The organism is Dysgonomonas mossii (assembly GCF_004569505.1).
Lineage (GTDB): Bacteria > Bacteroidota > Bacteroidia > Bacteroidales > Dysgonomonadaceae > Dysgonomonas.
This window is the reverse complement of record NZ_SPPK01000001.1, coordinates 944,191-964,134: the sequence shown is the minus strand read 5'-3', so window position 1 is coordinate 964,134 and position 19,944 is coordinate 944,191. Positions and strand designations below refer to the sequence as shown.

18 protein-coding genes are annotated in these 19,944 nt (G+C 35.0%); 5 read left to right on the top strand and 13 right to left on the bottom strand.

The features are described 5' to 3' along the window. Nucleotides 1-61: 61 nt before the first annotated feature. From E4T88_RS04225 to E4T88_RS04210, 4 genes are all read right to left on the bottom strand, one after another. Nucleotides 62-1,150: a DUF3575 domain-containing protein gene (locus E4T88_RS04225; RefSeq protein ID WP_135104213.1), complete on the bottom strand. Its 1,089-nt coding sequence runs from the start codon at nt 1,148-1,150 to the stop codon at nt 62-64. An 11-nt stretch (nt 1,151-1,161) separates the two neighbouring features. Next, nucleotides 1,162-2,175 carry a FecR family protein gene (locus tag E4T88_RS04220; protein ID WP_228093708.1) on the bottom strand — a complete coding sequence of 338 codons (1,014 nt, stop codon included), beginning with the start codon at nt 2,173-2,175 and terminating at the stop codon, nt 1,162-1,164. A gap of 137 nt (nt 2,176-2,312) precedes the next feature. Beyond that, the gene (locus tag E4T88_RS04215; protein WP_135104212.1) at nt 2,313-2,867 is read right to left on the bottom strand and encodes an RNA polymerase sigma-70 factor; all 555 of its coding nucleotides are present in this window, start codon (nt 2,865-2,867) and stop codon (nt 2,313-2,315) included. A 461-nt stretch (nt 2,868-3,328) separates the two neighbouring features. After that, nucleotides 3,329-4,273 (bottom strand): linear amide C-N hydrolase, encoded by a 945-nt coding sequence (locus E4T88_RS04210; protein WP_438503324.1) that lies wholly within the window; start codon nt 4,271-4,273, stop codon nt 3,329-3,331. Nucleotides 4,274-4,802: 529 nt separating this feature from the next. Between E4T88_RS04210 and E4T88_RS04205 the strand changes: the two genes are divergently transcribed. The 3 genes from E4T88_RS04205 (at nt 4,803) to E4T88_RS04195 (ending at nt 8,230) form a co-directional block, all read left to right on the top strand. Further along, nucleotides 4,803-5,543 carry an ABC transporter ATP-binding protein gene (locus E4T88_RS04205; RefSeq protein ID WP_135104210.1) on the top strand — a complete coding sequence of 247 codons (741 nt, stop codon included), beginning with the start codon at nt 4,803-4,805 and terminating at the stop codon, nt 5,541-5,543. A gap of 23 nt (nt 5,544-5,566) precedes the next feature. Then, nucleotides 5,567-6,685, top strand: a complete 1,119-nt coding sequence (locus tag E4T88_RS04200) for an ABC transporter permease (protein ID WP_135104209.1) — start codon at nt 5,567-5,569, stop codon at nt 6,683-6,685. A gap of 234 nt (nt 6,686-6,919) precedes the next feature. Then, the gene (locus tag E4T88_RS04195) at nt 6,920-8,230 is read left to right on the top strand and encodes a sigma-54-dependent transcriptional regulator (RefSeq protein ID WP_135104208.1); all 1,311 of its coding nucleotides are present in this window, start codon (nt 6,920-6,922) and stop codon (nt 8,228-8,230) included. Here E4T88_RS04195 and E4T88_RS04190 read toward each other — a convergent pair. Further along, nucleotides 8,227-10,605, bottom strand: a complete 2,379-nt coding sequence (locus tag E4T88_RS04190; protein WP_135104207.1) for a hybrid sensor histidine kinase/response regulator — start codon at nt 10,603-10,605, stop codon at nt 8,227-8,229. The two genes, E4T88_RS04195 and E4T88_RS04190, sit on opposite strands and share 4 nt — an antisense overlap. A 263-nt stretch (nt 10,606-10,868) precedes the next feature. Between E4T88_RS04190 and E4T88_RS04185 the strand changes: the two genes are divergently transcribed. Then, nucleotides 10,869-11,204, top strand: a complete 336-nt coding sequence (locus E4T88_RS04185) for a hypothetical protein (RefSeq protein ID WP_135104206.1) — start codon at nt 10,869-10,871, stop codon at nt 11,202-11,204. A 118-nt stretch (nt 11,205-11,322) separates the two neighbouring features. Here the strand turns inward: E4T88_RS04185 and E4T88_RS04180 are convergent, their stop codons facing one another. The 8 genes from E4T88_RS04180 to E4T88_RS04150 form a co-directional block, all read right to left on the bottom strand. Further along, nucleotides 11,323-11,937: a peptidase E gene (locus E4T88_RS04180; protein WP_135104205.1), complete on the bottom strand. Its 615-nt coding sequence runs from the start codon at nt 11,935-11,937 to the stop codon at nt 11,323-11,325. A 166-nt stretch (nt 11,938-12,103) separates the two neighbouring features. Continuing rightward, the gene (locus E4T88_RS17960) at nt 12,104-12,247 is read right to left on the bottom strand and encodes a hypothetical protein (protein WP_167755425.1); all 144 of its coding nucleotides are present in this window, start codon (nt 12,245-12,247) and stop codon (nt 12,104-12,106) included. A gap of 196 nt (nt 12,248-12,443) precedes the next feature. Then, complete coding sequence (locus E4T88_RS04175; protein WP_135104204.1) at nt 12,444-14,075, bottom strand: alpha-L-fucosidase; 1,632 nt, start codon at nt 14,073-14,075, stop codon at nt 12,444-12,446. Nucleotides 14,076-14,142: 67 nt separating this feature from the next. Beyond that, entirely contained in the window at nt 14,143-14,529 is a 387-nt protein-coding gene (locus tag E4T88_RS04170) for an L-rhamnose mutarotase (protein ID WP_135104203.1), read from the bottom strand. Between the two features lie 48 nt (nt 14,530-14,577). Further along, nucleotides 14,578-15,843 (bottom strand): L-fucose:H+ symporter permease, encoded by a 1,266-nt coding sequence (gene fucP, locus E4T88_RS04165; RefSeq protein WP_135104202.1) that lies wholly within the window; start codon nt 15,841-15,843, stop codon nt 14,578-14,580. A 17-nt stretch (nt 15,844-15,860) separates the two neighbouring features. Then, nucleotides 15,861-16,784 carry an amidohydrolase family protein gene (locus E4T88_RS04160; RefSeq protein ID WP_135104201.1) on the bottom strand — a complete coding sequence of 308 codons (924 nt, stop codon included), beginning with the start codon at nt 16,782-16,784 and terminating at the stop codon, nt 15,861-15,863. Nucleotides 16,785-16,798: 14 nt separating this feature from the next. Continuing rightward, nucleotides 16,799-17,815 (bottom strand): zinc-binding alcohol dehydrogenase family protein, encoded by a 1,017-nt coding sequence (locus E4T88_RS04155; RefSeq protein WP_135104200.1) that lies wholly within the window; start codon nt 17,813-17,815, stop codon nt 16,799-16,801. Nucleotides 17,816-17,827: 12 nt separating this feature from the next. After that, a complete protein-coding gene (locus E4T88_RS04150) occupies nt 17,828-18,760 on the bottom strand; it encodes an aldo/keto reductase (RefSeq protein WP_135104199.1) in 933 nt (310 codons plus the stop codon). 141 nt (nt 18,761-18,901) lie between these two features. Here E4T88_RS04150 and E4T88_RS04145 point away from each other — a divergent pair, with 141 nt between their 5' ends. Further along, nucleotides 18,902-19,927: a LacI family DNA-binding transcriptional regulator gene (locus tag E4T88_RS04145; protein ID WP_135104198.1), complete on the top strand. Its 1,026-nt coding sequence runs from the start codon at nt 18,902-18,904 to the stop codon at nt 19,925-19,927. The last annotated feature ends 17 nt before the right edge of the window (nt 19,928-19,944 follow it).

Genomic DNA, 19,944 nt, shown 5'->3' with positions numbered 1-19,944 from the left:
AGTCAAACATATTTAGAAGTATGTCTGCCAATTTTTATTCTCCCTTGAGTGTTGCAAACTGTTACTTAATAAAATAAATCACAGATAATGAAGCCTTAGTGGGAGTAAAGAAGTTTTTGCTCTCACTGCCTAAAAACTTTTTACAACTCTTGCAGGCATATCGATCATAATCAGCATGCACATAGCCCATTCCAAAATTTCCTTCGAGCGACCAACGTTTAGACATACTCCATTGATATCCGTAACTAAATCCAACACCATATAAGTCTCCCTGCAAACGACTGCTTTTCATATAATCCGAGAATGGAAGCCCAGTCAAATTATAATGAGCATAGACGCCATGCAATCCGAAGAAATGACCACTGAAAGGTTCACATAACCAATACCGAATTTCAGGCTGTACAAGTATATGTTTCATATTCTTGTTTACATTAAACTCCCATGGATTGTAACTAAAAGACATGTCGATGCTGTATCTTTCTCCGACTTTGATTTCTGTTCCAAAAGCAATCGAGCTAGTCATATCCAACAACAAGTTACTTTTTACTGCCCATAGAGGAGTCTTCGCTTGAATTGGTCTCCAATCTGTCAGATTATTCAGAATATCAACCATTTTGTTCAAATCCAAAGAATCTTTTGCTGAGGATATCGATTCCAAAGTGACATAGTTGCCCTCTGATGGTAATGAAAGATCAACAGGCATTATTTTTATTTCCTCATTCAACTCTTTGTCGACCTTAACAGATACAGCCGGACTTTCTTTAGTATCTTTTGCGTAAACAAGGTTTTCCTTTTTTTTCGAGGTTTTAGTCGTAGATAAAAAAATAAGATTTTTCCGTATAGTATAAGTATAGTCCGTATCTGCTAACAATTTATCTAAAACAGTTTTCAGATCAGCGTCATGCAACCTAATTGTTATCTTACGGTTTGTGTTAAAGTTGGAGTTTACAAAGGCAAAAGAATATTTTGTTTGAGATTCTATCTGAGAGAGAATTTCACTCACCGAAATATTTTGTCCTACAACTGTCACGCTACTCTCCTGTGCCGATAGTGCGGGTAATGCATAGAGACAAAGTAAAAGAAGCATCGTTTTGAGCATGTAAAGCCTATATCCATACATAAGTGGATACATTTTGTTATATAGTTGCATTTTTAAGTTGGTTATTCTGTCTTATTATTACTTATATATACCGTATTTTTTTCTATTTTATAGGATAAGCTATTATCCAGACATCTGAATATCTCTATTATCTCAGTTATATTATCCGATTGGTCTATCGTTAGTGTATAACTTCTATTGAGATCGACATCTTTATCAATTTCTACATCAATATCAAACTCTCGTTTAAGCGTTAAGGCAATTGCTTTTAGTGTTTCATTATTAAATACAATCTTTCCATTCGTCCAATCCGCAATATCTTTAACTACATTTGTATCCAGATCACGTATGATCCCTTCTTTGGTTGTGTTATTTAATACAAACTGCTGATTCGGTTTTAGTTTAAATTCCCTATTATCAATAGTTCGTATAGCAATCGAACCCTTATTTAGTGTTACAACAGTTGATTGGTCATCAGGATATGCCGATACATTAAATTGGGTTCCAAGGACCTTTACATCTAGATATTTTGTGCGTACTATAAATGGCATGTCCTTCTGCCTTGTTACTGATAAATAAGCTTGCCCTTCCAGATTAATAATTCTTGCGCTGTCATTCGAATTTTCATTATATTTAATTTTACTCCCCGGCTTAATCCATATCTGCGAACCGCAAGCGAGCCTCACCTCTTCATGTTTGCCATAAGGAACATCAACTACAACCACCTGTTTATCTTTATCTTTCTGAACATCCTTCGTCAAATTATATATTCCTATCAATAGTAGTAAAGGTAAAACCACTACTGCTACACGAAGCCAATAATAAGGGTGTTGGCTCATTCTTTTCTTTTTGTTAAAGCCTAGTTTTTTTGTAATCTTTTCATATTCTTGTTTAGAAGATAAATCTTCCTGATTATCTAATGAATCCCAGAGCCTATGCATAGCTTTTTGCTTTTCTTCAGAATTTTCAGGATTAACCAGCCATGCATGTATCTTATTTTCCAACTTCTCGGAGTATCTATTCTCAAAGAACCGGCTTATAAGCTTATAATATTGCTTAGTTGGTATATTATCCATTTTCTATTTTTTGTTGAGCTTTACTTTCACGTTCTGTATTAAAAACGATCTAGCCTATATCTACGCACGGTCAAAAAAATAATTTTCTTTCTTTAATTACATAATGTTTTAATAATATGATCATTGTATATCTTTTTTTAAAAGAAAAATGATAGTACATTTCTAATTTTTCTCATTGCTAAGCTCAATTGATTTTCGACTGTTCTTTTACTTATCTCTAGCTGTTCGGCTATCTTATCGTTCGGTATCCCTTGATTTCTGCTCATCTTATATATAGTTCGCTGCTTTTCAGGCATATTTTCTATTTCCATTTCTACCAGCAGCATGGTTTCCTTTGCTATATACTCATCCTCAGCATTTACTAAGTCTAAGGGTAATACTATTCGTTCATTATAAAATGATTCGCGAATCTGTTTGCCTCGGATGTAATCGATCGTTTGGCGATAGGCAATCGTGTATATATATGAATCAAAGCCTTTAATCCCTTTAGAAGTTATCGTAAACGAATCATGATTCTCCCAAACTTTGACAAATACATTCTGAGTTAGTTCTTCTGCAACAGCAACAGACTTTACAAAGCCATTTATGTAATACTTTACTTTCGGAAAATACTTCAGAAATATAGTTTCAAATGCTTTATGGTTCCCTTTATGTAAAGCTTCTAATAATTTGTATGTTATCTGATTCTCCAAAGAATAATTAGATTATTTATAGAAATTAATTGATTTATCATAAATACTCCTCAATAAGAGCAAACGGATAAGACAGTAGCAACGCACGATCTATCAATAAATATTTTACACTTCTTAATGTCCGATGGTCATTATAAAATAGAATAAGACACTCATGACTTTTTCCGAAGAGAAAAAATCTATACAGTTATATACCGAAAAATAATATCGGAATATGGTAGCGTAAATACTTTCAGAACAAGTGCGAATCTGATTTACTTAAGAAGATAAGAATATTGCACTTTGTGATAAAGACGGCTCGAGAATAAAACGATGTAACACCGAATCCTAAATTATTATAAAACAGAGCCAAGGAGGGTAGTATATTTATTGGATAAAGACCAAAAATAAGTGTAATAAACTACGTGTAAAATACAAATCGAAAAGTCCATTTCTTCAATGGACTTTTCAATCTTTATTCCTTAATCATTCACACCCAAAAATTTGAACGGCTGTGAAACCTTGAAGTTATTTATTGTATTCCCATTGTAAGTTTCACCATTAGCTAAAGACAATTTAAGGACAGGAGCACCTTTTGATAAATTCATGTCCTGAAGATTTACCCAGAATGTATTCGGAGTCAAACTCGATTCAAAGAAATAAGTCAAATTCTTACTATCCGATACTGTTCTCCATTGTGTTGTAGAAATCTCAGGACTATCAGGAGTAGAAATTCCATAAGGAACAGAGGCGTTACGAATAACACTGAAAACGCTTGCTACCGCTAATTTCTCATCTCCTATTTTGGGAAGTGCATCGATATAGAAGCTAGCTCTCGCAAAACGATCGGCAGCACGATTAGTACCCGGAAGGAAAGTCAATCCGCCAATAGACTTCCAATAGTCATTCAAGGCCAACTGTTTATCATAAGTTGGAGAATTGGTCATTACATTATAGTCCTTGCTATGGTAGATATTGAGCTTTCCATCTATATATTCGAAAATAGCGCTATCGCCTGTAGCATCAGAAATAGCAAGGTGTAATGTTGCCAGTCTCGAACCATCAGGCATCTTATCAGAAACTACTTGAAAAGAATTTTTACCTACAAAAGAAACAGCTTCATCAACCGAAGCAAAGTTATCGAGCATATATTGTACCCAAGCAGCTATGGTTAGTCCCGGTTTGCTCTTATCCCATGCCGGATATACAGACTCATTCAACCATAACAAATTTGCAACTAAACCCTTCTCATTCATTCCATCCGTACTGGCTATTTCAAAAGCAGATGTTACTACACTACCATATCTAGAGGTCCATTTTAAAGAATTGCTTCCGGTTTCCCCACTTCTTTCCATCCCTCTAGGGAAAACCCATATATTACTATGCATTTCAGTTTTCCAGTCCATTGTACGACCTGTTACTACCATTCCATTATCTCCGGTATAAACGACGCGTGTACATGCATTCGCTTTCGGTATTGTTACCAAACATATAAAGCCTACGATAAACAAATAAATTCTTTTCATTTCTTTAATTTTTTAATTGTGATTTAAACTATTTTTGATTTTATAATATTGTTTTCTAATTTTGATACTGCAAAGGTAGATACTACGACATAAATACATATCAAACAGATAATTATAAAAATATTAGAATTAAAGAGTAGGACTCTAATATTTTTCTAATAATATTCTTTAGATATTAAAATTTGATTATTCATCGCGTCTTCTAAAGCGGTATTGAATATCACAAATACAGCATCTCTCAAATATTCTTACAGAAACATACAATAACAAACTAATGAACAACATACGCCTTTAATTTTAATATGGATATAAAGATGTGTTTAGAGCTATAATCAAAATAGATTACCAAATACCAAAACTTTGTAGTGATAAAATTCGTTATTACTTTTATCACTTAATAATAAATAGGTAGGGTAAATAAATTAGAATAATGTATCAGATAGAAGTAAAAGACGTATATAAGTCATTTAAGGATGTACATGCCGTTAGAGGTATCTCTTTTGGAATAGAACCCGGCAAATTTGTAGCTTTGCTTGGACCTAATGGAGCCGGAAAGACAACAATGGTTGAGATGATGGAAGGATTAAAAAAGCCGGACTCCGGAGAAATTCTCTTGCAGGGTAAAAATTGGCATAAGAATGAAAAGGAACTCCGGGCAATAATAGGTCTATCATTACAAGAGACTCGTTTCTCGGATAAACTGACTGTCTTTGAAACATTATGCTTGTTTGCCAGTTTCTTCCGACTTGGTGAGAAACGAGCAAATGAAATTATCGAACTCACCGGTCTGGAAAGTAAACGAAAATCTATGGTAGGAACACTCTCCGGAGGACAACGACAACGGCTTGCTTTAGGAGTAGCACTACTAAATACTCCTCAAATTCTTTTTTTGGACGAACCTACTACCGGACTCGACCCACATTCGCGACTCGACCTGTGGAATATTCTGAAAGAATTAAAAGACAAAGGTGAAACCACTCTTATCCTGACAACACATTATATGGAAGAAGCTGAATCTCTTTGCGACCATATAATCATTATTGATGAAGGAAAAATATTAAAGGAAGGAAAACTAGAAGAATTGTTGGACGAAAATTCCCGTAACCTCGACGAATTATTTATCAACCTCACAGGAAAAGCTCTTCGAGAGAACGGAAATATTGTACTGTAAATAACACTTATATACTTTCAATTATGTCAATAAAGGAATCAATCAAAACCAATCAACTATATCAACTTTTCAAGACCCAGTTTTTATTAACAATCCGTGAACCGGAAGTTCTTTTTTGGGGTATGATCTTTCCTGTACTCATCTCCATCGGATTGGGTTTGGCTTTTACACAGCAAACGGAATCAAAATTTAATGTTATTCTTGTAGAAAAGAATAAAACAGAATTAGATTCACTCCTCCATATTTATGGAACAAATGTACAAAGTAAAGATGGGAACGTCCTAAATTGGAAAATTAGTAACAAAGAACTGGGTAATACCGTATTTAAGTTCTCACAAAGCGACTGGGATTCTGCTATCATTTCATTAAAGAGGGGCGAAGCAGATGTGATTGTTACAGACTCGTTGGGAAAGGCCATCTATCATTTCGACCCGCTCAATACTCAGTCTCAATTAGCATATATGAAACTTTCAGCATTGGTAAAATCACCCGATTTAACCATGAATGCAGAAAACACCAATATAGAACCATTAACATTACTAGGTGTTCGTTATATTGACTTCCTCATACCAGGGCTAATTGCTTTCGGATTGATGAGTTCTATTATGTGGGGAATTAGTTATACAATTATCGAACGAAGATCCCAGAAATTGTTAAGACGGATGGTTGCAACACCCATGAAGAAGTCGAATTTCTTGTTTGCATTGATGTTTGTACGTATTCTCATGAATGTAGTTGAGTCTCTGATTCTTCTGTTTTTCGCATGGCTAATATTCGATATTCATATCCAGGGAAACATCGGAGCGTTGATTGTCTTATTTTTGGCCGGAAACCTTGCGTTTACAGGAATCGCCATCTTAGTTGCATCCCGTACTACTAAAACGGAGGTGGGCACAGGATGGATTAATGCTGTACAAATGCCTATGATGCTGTTATCGGGAATCTTCTTTAGTTACCATAATTTCCCCGAGTGGAGCATCAGTACTATTAAGTTACTTCCGCTAACTGCACTAACAGATGGAATACGTAGCATTTTTAATGAGGGAGCAGGATGGATGGAAGTGATTTATCCTACTTGTACTTTATCAGCTCTTGGAATTATCTGCTTCGTTATAGGTATGAAACTATTTAAATGGAATTGATTTAGGTTACCCATTATCAATCTCATTTACAAAAAACATATGATTATTATTAATCAAACAATATAGTTGAGGGGAGATTAATCCCCTTCAGCTATATGTTGTTTTATACAACTTTGATTAGTAAGTTGATCTAATAGCATTTTATTCATTAGTGTTAATTATGAATAAAAGCTTTTCGTCTGAAAATAAAAACAAATAATTTTGAGAGAATATTCCTCTAACTGATAATGAATAATGGCTTCCAAAGTTTTAATTATTGAAGATGACAATACATTCGGAATTGTCCTAAAAAAATGGTTTAATAAAAATGGATTTGATCCTTTGGTTAGATCGACTGTAGACGAAGCTAAAAAAGATTTATTAAAAGTTGATTTCTCGTTAATCATCACAGACCTAAGACTTCCTGATGGAGATGGTATAATGTTACTGACTTGGATCAGAGAGAAGAAAATTAATACTCCTGTTATTGTTATGACGAGCTACGGAGAAGTTCAAAGTGCAGTCTCTGCAATTAAACTTGGAGCTTTTGATTATATGGAAAAACCCATAAACCCGGAAGTTCTAAAATCAAAAATAGAAGAGGCTTTAAATCATACTCCTATTCAAACATCAAAAGAAACACTTTCTACTACACGTATCGTTTATGGTACCAGTGATTTATCCAAACAGATGTATGAGCATATACAACTCGTAGCACCGACACATTTGTCTGTACTTATAAGAGGAGAAAGCGGCACCGGAAAAGAATATACGGCTAAAATGATACATGATTACAGTCAAAGAAAACAAGCTCAGTTTATAGCTGTGGATTGTGGTAGCTTATCAAAAGAATTAGCCCCAAGTGAACTGTTTGGACATCTTAAAGGATCTTTTACCTCTGCTATTGCAGATAAGAAGGGTGTATTTGAGCAAGCAGAGGGAGGTACTGTTTTTCTTGATGAAGTCGGAAATTTGTCATATGAGGTTCAGGTTCAGTTATTAAGAGCCATACAGGAGCGAAAAATACGCCCGGTGGGTTCTGCCACAGACATAAAAGTAGATGTAAGAATGATAGTTGCAACGAATGAAAATTTGGAAACAGCTATCACCGAAGGACGTTTCCGAGAAGATCTGTACCATAGATTAAATGAATTTACACTCATAGTTCCACCTTTGCGCGAGCGAAAAGATGATATTGTTCTTTTTGCAAATAGCTTCTTAACTGATGCCAATAAAGAATTGGAACGAAAAGTGGAGCGATTTTCGGAAGAATGTATGTCGATACTAAAAGAATACCACTGGCCCGGAAATCTGCGAGAATTAAGAAATGTAATACGTAGAACAGTATTGTTTACGAAAGGAACAGAAATTACTCCAGACCTTTTACCTGAGTTTATCCAAATCCCGAAACAAACAGAGCAAATCTTATTACCAATAGATGAACGGGAGCAAATTATCAAAGCCTTAAAAATAACAAAGGGAAATAAAACGAAAGCAGCTAACCTACTCAATATTGATAGAAAAACCCTTTACAATAAAATGCATCAATATGGTATGGAAATTTAATGAGAATCCAAATAATTTTGAACATCATTTATTATTTGTTCGGCATATTCGATAAATTCAAAGACATCGCTCTCCCAATCGGGATACATTGCAGTAGCATCTAAACGATGTGCATCTAGTTTCTTCAATATATCTAATTTATCAACAGCCGCAAGTTGTATAAACATTGGCTGCATTTTATGACCAATAAGTTGAGCCGTATTAAAATCACTCTCAAGGAGAGCCTGCTTAAGCCGACTCACGTTTTCTGCTGTAGATTGAACAAAAGATATCAGAACCTCATGTAAAGCATCAGAATCTTCTTCCAGCATTTTATTAAGCGAACTAAAACCAGTCTTCCTTTCATCTTTTATTTGCCCTCCAAATAATAATTTTAGATCACTTATTGACACAGGCTTTTTAACATAGGCTTTAAAGCCCATTCTTATAAAGTCATCATAATCGACATCTTCTCGGGCTGTGACTATTGTAATCGGTATATTTATTCCACTGTATTTTATCCTATTTAAAACATCAATACCGCTAAAAGTCTCCATTTCCATATCTGTCAAGATCTCATCATATTGACCAATCTCAGCTACTATCGCGTCAAATTCATCTATATTGTTACAAGTAGAAGGTATATGCCCTAGGCTTAATAACATATTACGAATAATAATCAGATAAGACATATCGTCGTCTACCACTAATATTCTCTTAGGAATGAAACTATCCTTTACAAAGACCTCGCTTACAGGAATAGATATTTCAGTTCTCGAGCCTGTCCCTTCCTGAGAAGAAACTTTTATACTCCCTTTTAGTAAATCGACTAACCCCTTAACTACGTACAGACCAAATCCTGAGCCTTCGGATAAATGAGAATTTTGATCTATCCGGCTAAATGGTAGAAATATATTTTTTATTTGATTTTCAGGAATACCTACGCCCGTATCTTCTATAATGCAATATAATATGGAATTAGAATATTTCACATCAAATTGAACGGAACCTTCAGATGTATACTTAATCGAATTAGATAAGATATTTATTAGTATCTGCTTGATTTTTAAAGAATCAGATGACAATATCAAATTCTCATAGAATCCAAATGAATAAGACAATTTTAGCTTCTTCTTATTGGCTAAAGGAATAAACATTTCGACTATCTGCTGACACAAGTCACGCAAATTAAATATACGATTCGATATGTTCGAGGTACCTTGCTCAATACTCGAAAATTCTAATAAATTACCTAAAAGTGCAAGAATATATTGTCCCGAATCCTTCATTGTACGAATCTCATCAGAAAGGAAATTATACCTTGTTTCTTTTAATTCTAAGGTTCCGAGTATAGAATTAAGAGGCGTTTTAATATCATGAGAAATAGACAGTAATAACTTATGACGGCTATCCAGAATCTGCTTGACTCTTCGGTTTGCCTGCTCTAGATTCTTTCGCAACCTATAACTTTTATTTACATCACTTATTATAAGCAATATGAATATAAAAATCAGGATAAGAGAAACAATACTGCTTATAATAGAGTAAGTATTATTATCTCGTATAAGTTGTTCGCTTTTCTGAATTTCATCAAGTCTTGTCTGCACGGTCTGGTTATACAAACCAATAAGCAATGTTGTAATCTCAGAAGAAATTTCTTGGTCTGCTACAATTAGATTACTTAAATTGCTTTCGATTGATATAATTCGTTTTACATAATCGTCTTTAGCTTGTTCGGCTATTTCTGTGACTTCTGATACTATATGGAGTGTATCATTCTTGGGCATGGTCAATGTATCCAATTTGGCTGTAGTAATAGAAGTTACAGTATCTGATCCTTTTGATGATGAAAATAATTCACCCAGTTTTTTCCAAAAACCTTTTTTAGAGCCCGAATAGATTATAGTATCTTGTATGGTAGCAGTAACTAAAACAGTATCTTTTCTGATAACAGGATCAATTTCTTTTAATACTTCATTTATTGACTCGATTGGATTTTTATTGCTAAACTGCTTATTCAAATTTGATACAATTACTCCTTTCTTTACCAAAAGATTATTGATCTGCTGTAGTTTCTCATTGTGTAGTGGATTTATATGACTTAGAGAATCCATTAAACATTCAACAATATTTAATCTTTCATTAAAGAGTTTATAATGCTTTACTTGTTTCGAGGACACATAAAGGTTTACTTCCAATTGTGATGCGTTTACAGAATCAATCAGCTTGTTTACAAGTGACAACTCCTTATAGTACTGCAAAACACTCCTTTTTTGATCATCGATATCGTCTCTAAGTTTATATATATAAATGAGCATTCCGCAACAAATAAGAGCTACGATTAAATATATAAGCACAGCTTTGAATCTTATATTTTTCTCGGGAGTTTCTACCATTACTTAGTCTTTTCTATATATAAAACGAACAATTAATGATTCTATTTAGTTTTCCACAACTTAGATTGTAGAAATTTTCCACAATTCTACAGTTCGATTATTCTTCTTTATTAAAAAAAAATGAAATAAAAATCTAATAATAAACACATTACACAAACAAAAGACATTTCTATTTCTTTTGGCATAGCTATTGCAAACTATATAGTGTAAGTGAAGATTACACATTTATACCTAAATTAATAGTAATTTAAAAATTAGAAGACATGAAAACAATGAAATTTATGATGTTAGCCATTGCGATAGTTTTTGGAACATCAACTTTTGCAAATGTACAAAGTTTCTCTAGTGAAAATAATGCAGTTGTTGCTATCAATCAAACAAACGATGATGGATATGTAGACGTGAAGTTTGAAGACTTGAATGAGAAAGTACAAGCTGCGATACAAGGATACACTGAATCTTATAATGTTACAGCTCTTGCCTACAATGCAGATAAGAAACTTACTAAAGTAACCCTATCTTCAAAATCAGAAGAAAGCATTAAAGTTGTTATCTTGGATGACGAAGGTAAGGAATACGTAGAAGCTACTGCTAAATAAATCAGCCCCAACCTACATCTGACAATTTTAGTAAATAATAGGAAATACTTTCGGTATTTCCTATTATTTTTTTTCATATAAGCACAGGGCAAAAACAGCCCCTATAAATGCATATAAATTATTTACCAACAACCCGAATATTATCTTTTTCTACTAAAATAACTTGAGAGTTATTAATCGGATATAAATTTATTTTTGATTCATATTTAGCTATTATTTTCTCCACTGCTTTAGCAAACGGAAAGTTTGTATGGTGAGGCACCGGATAAAAATCAATTATATTCAAAGCTTCGAATGTATTTAGACCTGATGCCATCTTACAATCATCCATATCCTTAACATATTCAACATTTGGAGACACAATCATTGCTCCTGCGGATTCGCCAATATACAATTTTCCCGAATTAATTTCATCTATAATTATCTTATCTGCTCCTGTTCTCTTTAACTCTTCAAGTAAAAAGAATGTATTTCCTCCCGAAACGTAGATATAATCATTTTTTTTCAACTTGTTCAGTATATCCTTACTAGTAGCCTTTGTTAACTCTAACTCGTCTACTACTAAACCCATCTTTTCGAATGCTTTACGTGCTGATTCAACGTAAAACTTTACCTTTTCATTAATACTCGCAGTTGGGATGAAAGTTACGGTTTTCCCTTTTATGTCTTCTTTTGCAAAATCTATCAATAAAGATGCTACATCTTTGAAAGAGGACAGAAATAATTTTCTCATTTAATTTTATTTATTAGTATACAATCATTCAAATAACAATTAAGAGCAAAAATAAATATATTTAGTGACAACTGTATGTCATCAATATCATCAATCTTAAACTTAAAACTGTTACATCTTCGTCTATTTTTGATTGTAGTTTTAACATAGAGATATTTAGTATATACTAAATTCCATCAACTTCTTTCCATATATATACAACTCCATCTTTACGATTCGAAGTTGCACAACCAAAATCAGCGGAATAAGGCTCTCCTGTTTCATAATCAAAACCCACATACCTATTCAGAATACATTGATTATCAAGCATGTTTTGTCACATAAAAAGGCTTCCTATATTCTCTTCCTTAACTGAGTCTGCATAATCATTATTAACACAAGGGCAATAAGCATTATATACCTGTTTTGTTTTAGAAGAACATCTGCAAATATTTTTATTTTATATATTTTCTGTTAGTTTATGAATAACTTTATAGTCGACTTTCTTAGAACGAAAAAGACTTTTCTTAAATAATTTTCAATAAGATAGATATGGCCTTTTTATCTGTATTTTCAGGTAATTCAATAACCAAGCCTTCTTTTGTTCTGGAATATTTTATTTTCCCATCATTACCCACCATTTCTATATTATGAATCGTTTTAGGGTACAAACTATTCCCATCAGACAGAGACTTTATTACAACTTTGCCATTCTCTGGCCATGCCAATACATGCGCATACAGAGCATTTCCTTTAGTCACAAAACGGATATCTTCTGATGTGTAAGGTTGGTGTTTACCTTCATTAAATCCCTGAGCTTGTATAGGGTTAGGTGCCTCGGCAACCGGTCCTTCTCCAAACACCTTCCATGGGCGAGTCCCATATACGCCGTCATTATTTACAGCCATCCAGGCTGCAATATCTTCCAGTATTTTCAACTCTTTATCATCTATTGTGCCATCTCCTCTCTGGGGAATACTTAACAATAAGTTCCCGTTTTTACTTATAATATCAATTAGCATATGTATCACCGTCTTGGCCGATTTATAATGGTTATTTTCATAAATAGATCGATCATAATGCCAAACTCCGAGGCAGGTACATGTTTGCCATGGTTTTTCTTGAATCTTATCCGGAATACCTTTCTCCACATCCCAAACCAAAGCGTTTTTTTGCTCATCGGTCAATATTTTAGCAAATGCAACGGCTTCATTTTTTCCATTATTATATTTTAAGCTTTTGTTATAGAAGTGCGATAAAATCTTTAGCCCCACATCACTTATCGGCCATAGTGGCAAGCTTGTGTCGTCATAGTAAATCAGATCGGGGTTGTACTTGTTTATGACATCAATATTTCTGTCAAGGAAGTTCTGGCAATATTCATCTGAAGGAACTGATGCTCCATTCCCCCACGCCCATTGACTGTGGATTTTCCAGTTATCTTCACTTTCTTTACTCAATGCATGGTTTTGTACATATAACTCCTGAGGATCGTAACCTTCCCACCATTTTCCTTTTCCATCTTTTTTTGTTAATTTCCCATCATACGGTATACCAACTTTGGATCCTTCTTTATCGGCTCTTTGCGCCGTTTCATACCATGTCCACGCATGAGCAGAATGGATACTGATTCCAAAATGCAGATTATGCTTTCTGGCTGCTTTTTCCCATGCACCGACAATATCTTTGCGTGGGCCTAAGTTCACTGAGTTCCATGTCTGGTATTTGCTTTCCCAGAGATCAAAGTTATCATGATGGTTTCCGAGTGTAAAGAAATAACGCGCTCCTGCCTTATAATATAAATCCATCAGTTGGTCAGGATTCCATTCATCGGCTTTCCATAAATTGATTACATCTTTGAATCCAAATTCTGAAGGATGTCCATAGTTTTCAACATGCCATTTATATTTATGAGTCCCTTCCATATACATATCTCTGGCATACCAGTCACCCTGTTCCGGTTGGCATTGAGGTCCCCAATGTGCCCAAATTCCAAATTTTGCATCACGAAACCAATCTGGAGCCTGCTTATATTGAGAAAGCGACTGCCAAGTGGGGCTATATCTCCCTTCCAACAACGTTTCATGCTTTGTCGCCGAACAAGACATCAGTAGGATCCCAAGCCAAATGTAAGTTAATCTTTGAATATTTTTTTTCATTCGGTATTATATATTTAGTTATTACTTTCTATTATTTTTTGTATTTTTCAACGTAGTAACGGGGAAACTAAGGCAGCTGAAAAATCCGCTCCATTCTTTGCCATTTTTCAGATGATGAGGCTTTCGAATCCGCATCTTGAAATATAGCCATATATTCCTCCCACTTGATTTGTATCGGCATTTCTGATAATTTCTCAAAAGATTTTTCCCAATCGAAGTCTAAGGCAGTTTCCACAACCATAACCAAATGTTGATTGTATATAAATATTTCCATCTCAAGAACTCCTATTTCACGGATACCTGCTCCAACTTCGTCCCAATAGAATCCCTTTTGATGACGCTGCCTATACATTTCTATCAGATTGGCATCATTTTTTAGATCTAAAGTCTGATAATAACGTTTAGTTGGAAAATCATATCTTTTTGAAGTATAACCAAATTCCTTTTTTTCCATCTTGCTTAATTTAAATCATCTAATATTAAAAAACTATTATTTATCTCTTTAATTTATAATCTTATAGCCCTTCCAACCATAATAGGCACATACAATAAAGCATACAAGAGGAATTATATAAGCTATGTGGTACAAGCGTTCATTCAAGTCCATTAAATGTCCTGTTAATGGAGGTAGCACAACATTGCCGACAATAGCCATAACAAGGAAAGCCGAACCACTCTTTGTTTTACTCCCTAATCCCTCCAGAGCAAGAGAAAATTGAGTAGGGTACATGATCGACATAAAGAATGATACCCCAAGCATCGCATATATACCTGTCATACCTCCAAATATCATAATTACAGCACATAACATAATATTAACAAGAGCATATATAACCAACATACTCTGAGGCTTGAATTTTACCATCAACATTGTTCCGATCCAGCGTCCCAACAAAAATGCCAGCATATAGAACCCGAAATATGTAGTAGCTGTACTTTCCGAAAGTCCTACATATTTGCAACAATAAATCAGGAACATAGCATTCAGGGCAGTCTGTCCACCATTGTAAAAGAATTGGGCTATAACACCCCAGCGCAAGTGAGAACGCTTCAGCACACCAAAATCAATCAGTTTTTCGCCTTTAATATCTCCCTCCTCACGGTCACCTTCTTTAATTTTGGGTAAATGAGAAAATATAAAGATAATCGCAATTACAATTAAAATACCTGCGAGAATTAAGTATGGTAGCTTCATCGCATCTGTTTCGAGTTGTACAAAACCTTCCCATCCACCAGAATAATCGGTAGGGATAGTTTCTCTACTATAGTCATTGCCGCTCAATACCAGTTTACTAAGGAACATTGCTGCAATGAATGCACCCAACCCATTAAATGACTGGGCAAGATTGAGCCTGCGAGGAGCTGTTTCTGGACTTCCTAAAGCAGTTACGTAAGGATTGGCTGCTGTTTCGAGAAAACACATACCTGTTGCAATAATAAAGAAGATAGCCAGATAAGCCCAGTATTGTTGTATAGATGCTGCCGGAAAAAACAATAATCCTCCTGTAGCAGCAATCAACAGTCCAACAATAATTCCGGCTTTGTAACTAAAGCGTTTCATAAACATTGCTATTGGTATAGGGAATATAAAATAAGCCATCCAATAAGAAGCCTCAGTCAGAGATGCTTCGAATGCAGAAAGCTCAAAGGTTTTCATCAGCTGCCTTATCATTGTAGGCAATAAGTTACTGCTTATAGCCCATATAAAAAACAAACTGAATATAAGCGCTAGAGTTATGGTATATTTGTTTTTGTTATTTGTTTTCATGGTATATAAGTTATTATCTATTCTGACATATTTTTAATATAAGGAAGGTCAATCAAGTTCTTAAATCGGTAAAACTTTTCTGCATTAAATCCAAGAAACCGTGCTTTATTTTCCTCTTCTATTTCTTTTGACTTTAAAATAAAATCATATGACATTCGGTATGTAATAGCTGTAATAGTACGGGGATAATCAGATCCCCACATTAATTTATCCATTCCCACCAGATCTGCAGCTTCCTTTATGGCTTTTACAGCTCCTTTAAATGGGTAAAATTCATCATTAAACAGCCATGTGATTCCCCCTGATTCGATCATTACATTTTTATTTTGTGCTAATTTTATTTGTTCCTGCCACTTAGGTCGGGTTACCATAGCAAAATGTCCGATCGCGATTCTCAGATTGGGGTATTCTGAAATAATTTCTTTCATTTCTCCAACTTGCGTATCTCCATCGGCAAGGTCTATGGATAACAGTATGTCATTCGTCTCCATCAACTTGAATATTTCCATTAAAGGTTCGGAAGTGAGATACAATCTTTCTTCGGACGAAATAAAACGCTGTGCCGGTATTTTTAAAGCTTTAAAACCGCTATCAATTAGTTCTTTTGCATGTATTAAATAATTCGGCTGTCTTACATCAAACATGCCACAACAAAGAAAACGGTTCGGGTATTTTTTCTGTACTTCCCATAAATAAGTATTTTGTAGCCCATCTATATATTCTTGAGTAATAACAGCTGCGGACACTTGTGCATAATCCATATTAGAAAGAAATACCTCAACTGTATTTCTTCCATCAGTGATAAAGGGAGGAAGCATCTGACGCACTTCTCCCATAAATATGGACTTCCCATTATCGAGTGTTTTTATTTTCTGTCCGTTTATTTCCGTATCTTGCTTAAGCCAAAGGTGGGCATGTGCATCGATTATCTTGTATTCCATACATGTATATTTTTTTAGAACTCAATGAGTACTCTGAACACTTTACCCGGATCTTCTGCCCAATATTGCAGAGCCTGCTGTGCTTGTTCGGGTCGATATATACCACTAATCAGTTCATCGACAGGGCAAATTCCGCGTTTCATATATTCTATTACAGCCCGGAAATCTTCAGGCATAGCATTCCGTGACCCTCTAATGTCTATTTCCTTTTGAACAAAATATTTAGTATGGAAGGCTATTTCCGTTTTAGCATAACCTATGCAAACTACTCGTCCGGTAAATGCAACTTCGTTTATTGCTGTCTGATAAGTAATAGGAACACCTACGGCTTCAATCACAACATCGGGGCCGGTATTATTTGTTATTTCCTGTAAGCGATTATGTACATCTTCTGTTTTGGAATTGATAGTGTAAACTGCACCCAATTGTTTTGCCAGACTCAATTTATTATCATCCATATCCATTGCGACGACTCTGGCTCCACGTATTGCTGCGCGGACAATAGCGCCAATACCAATCATTCCACAGCCTATAACCAATACAATATCCAGATCGGTTACTTGTGCACGCGAAACGGCATGGAAACCAACGCTCATCGGTTCTACCAAGGCAAAATTTTTATAGGTGATATCTTTATCAACGATCACTTTTTGCCAAGGTACAGCAATATATTCGCACATAGCGCCGTCACGCTGAACACCCAATGTCTGGTTAAACTGGCAAGCATTAGGCCGTCCGTTACGGCAAGAGGAACAATATCCACAATTGGTATAAGGGTTTACTGTGCACGCCATACCCCGTTGTATATTCTCCGGTACGCCTTCTGCTATGGCTTCTACAATAGCTCCTATTTCATGACCGGGTATTACCGGTAGTTTGACCATTGGGTTTTTACCCAAAAATGTATTCAGATCGGAACCGCAGAATCCTACATATTTTATCTTGACGAGTACTTCCCCTTGTTTAAGAATTGGTTTTTCCCGTTCAACAATAGCGAGTTTATTCTCTTCTAATATCGTAATAGCTTTCATCTTACATTACATTTAACTGTTTAACCAAGTATCTCTGAAACGAGGTGCTAATATCGTTTGCACTTCATGTAGCAATTCTTCATCTAGGGCTTGTTTTACCCATACTATATTCTGTATAACAGCCTCCGGACGGGTCGTGCTGAACAATGTAGTTGCAATTCGTGGATTACTAACTGAATATTTTATAGCCAATTGTTCAATTGAGACTCCTTTCGATTTACAATGATTAACAGCCTTTCTGCACAGATCCTGCAATGGCTTTGGTGCGGGATGCCAATTGGGAGCTCCCCGCTCGGTTAGCAATCCCATCGAAAACGGAGAAGCGTTAATTACTCCGATCTTTTTTGTTTCGAAGTAGTCTATGTAATCGGTCAATGCATCGTCATTGAGGCAATAATGGCAGAATGATAATACACTTTCTACCGTTCCTTCCGGAACCTTATCAATTATATATTTAAAATGTCGTAGAGTAAGATTGGTTATACCCACATGTTTTACTATGCCCTTCTCTCTTAATTCGACAAGGGCCGGAAGCGTTTCATTACATACCATATCCAGGTCGGCAAACTCAATATCATGTACATTGATTAAGTCTATATAGTCGATATTCAAACGTTCAATACTTTCATAGACACTTTCGGTAGCCTTCTGTGCTGAATAATCCCAGTGGTTTACCCCGTCCTTTCCATAACGACCTACTTTAGTCGATAGATAGTATTTATTACGGTCAATGCCTTTTAATGCTTTACCCAGCACTGTTTCAGCTTTCAGATACCCGTAATAAGGGGAAACATCAATAAAATTGATGCCGCTTTCTATTGCTGTATGTACAGCTCTTATACCCTCTTCTTCTTTGATTTGATGAAAAACACCTCCCAATGATGAGGCACCGAAGCTAAGATTGGAGACTTTCATTCCGGTCTTTCCTATTTCTCTGTATTCCACTATATTATTTTAAATAATTGTTATTGTTCAAAAATATAACATCATGCATTTTCTTCAACCTTAGTAAGTATAAAATCGAACGCAAACCTTTGCGCTTAATTTGCATTTATGTATCTTTATTCTTTAATTATTATATATACTATGCAAAAGATAAGACCTATTTCTTTAAAAGATTTGGCTAAGGAATTGGGAGTATCAATCTCTACAGTATCTCGAGCTCTAAAAAATAGTCCCGAAGTGGGTAAGGAAATTACAGATAAGGTAAAAGCTTTAGCCCGAAAACGAAATTATCGTCCTAATCCCTTTGCTATGAGTTTGCTAAAAAACTCACCGAGAATAATTGGCATAATAGTTCCCGATATAGTCACCCATTATTATTCGTCTATTATTAGTGGGATCAATGATATTGCACGAAAAAATGGTTATTCGACAATTATTACATCTTCATATGAGCAATATGAACAGGAAAAGCAATGTCTCGAAGATTTGATTAACATCAGGGTCGAGGGCATAATTGCGTGTCTTTCACAGGAAACAACAGATTACTCTCATTTTGATGTTTTACTTGAGCAAAATGTACCTTTAGTTTTTTTTGACCGGATTTGTCTCAAAGAAAAATTCTCTTCTGTTATAACTGACAATGTCGAATCTGCACAAAGGGCTACAAACCATTTTTTTGAAACGGGTTCAAAGAGAGTCGCTTTTATAGGAGGAGCAAACCACCTTGAAATAGTTAAACAACGAAAACATGGATATCTTCAGGCTTTACGAGAAAATAAGATACCAATAGAAAAAGAACTCGTATTTTGTAAAAAAATAAGTTATGAAACAGGTTATGAAGGGACTCGCATATTATTGGCATTAACTAATCCTCCTGATGCAATTCTAGGTATGACAGACAGCTTGACTTTTGGAGCGATGAAAGCTATTAGGGAATGGGGACTAAGAATACCTGAGGACATTGCTCTAATCGGGTATACAGACGAGATGCATTCCAACTACGTAGATCCTCCTTTAACGGCTATGACTCATCAAACGTATAAAATGGGAGGAACAGCATGCAAATTGCTCCTTAGACAAATTAAAGGGAGTAATAAAGTTCAACAGATTATTATTCCTTGCATTTTGTCAATCAGGCAATCTTCTGTAAAAAACATATCAGGTTAAAACATCTATCTTGAAAT

Excerpts from the sequence above, each read along its gene's own strand:
- E4T88_RS04225 (WP_135104213.1), bottom strand. The coding sequence starts at position 1,150 with ATGCAACTATATAACAAAATGTATCCACTTATGTATGGATATAGGCTT.
- E4T88_RS04220 (WP_228093708.1), bottom strand. The coding sequence starts at position 2,175 with ATGGATAATATACCAACTAAGCAATATTATAAGCTTATAAGCCGGTTC.
- E4T88_RS04210 (WP_438503324.1), bottom strand. The coding sequence starts at position 4,273 with ATGGTAGTAACAGGTCGTACAATGGACTGGAAAACTGAAATGCATAGT.
- E4T88_RS04205 (WP_135104210.1), top strand. The coding sequence starts at position 4,803 with ATGTATCAGATAGAAGTAAAAGACGTATATAAGTCATTTAAGGATGTA.
- E4T88_RS04200 (WP_135104209.1), top strand. The coding sequence starts at position 5,567 with ATGTCAATAAAGGAATCAATCAAAACCAATCAACTATATCAACTTTTC.
- E4T88_RS04195 (WP_135104208.1), top strand. The coding sequence starts at position 6,920 with ATGGCTTCCAAAGTTTTAATTATTGAAGATGACAATACATTCGGAATT.
- E4T88_RS04190 (WP_135104207.1), bottom strand. The coding sequence starts at position 10,605 with ATGGTAGAAACTCCCGAGAAAAATATAAGATTCAAAGCTGTGCTTATA.
- E4T88_RS04185 (WP_135104206.1), top strand. The coding sequence starts at position 10,869 with ATGAAAACAATGAAATTTATGATGTTAGCCATTGCGATAGTTTTTGGA.
- E4T88_RS04180 (WP_135104205.1), bottom strand. The coding sequence starts at position 11,937 with ATGAGAAAATTATTTCTGTCCTCTTTCAAAGATGTAGCATCTTTATTG.
- E4T88_RS17960 (WP_167755425.1), bottom strand. The coding sequence starts at position 12,247 with ATGCTTGATAATCAATGTATTCTGAATAGGTATGTGGGTTTTGATTAT.
- E4T88_RS04175 (WP_135104204.1), bottom strand. The coding sequence starts at position 14,075 with ATGAAAAAAAATATTCAAAGATTAACTTACATTTGGCTTGGGATCCTA.
- E4T88_RS04170 (WP_135104203.1), bottom strand. The coding sequence starts at position 14,529 with ATGGAAAAAAAGGAATTTGGTTATACTTCAAAAAGATATGATTTTCCA.
- fucP (WP_135104202.1), bottom strand. The coding sequence starts at position 15,843 with ATGAAAACAAATAACAAAAACAAATATACCATAACTCTAGCGCTTATA.
- E4T88_RS04160 (WP_135104201.1), bottom strand. The coding sequence starts at position 16,784 with ATGGAATACAAGATAATCGATGCACATGCCCACCTTTGGCTTAAGCAA.
- E4T88_RS04155 (WP_135104200.1), bottom strand. The coding sequence starts at position 17,815 with ATGAAAGCTATTACGATATTAGAAGAGAATAAACTCGCTATTGTTGAA.
- E4T88_RS04145 (WP_135104198.1), top strand. The coding sequence starts at position 18,902 with ATGCAAAAGATAAGACCTATTTCTTTAAAAGATTTGGCTAAGGAATTG.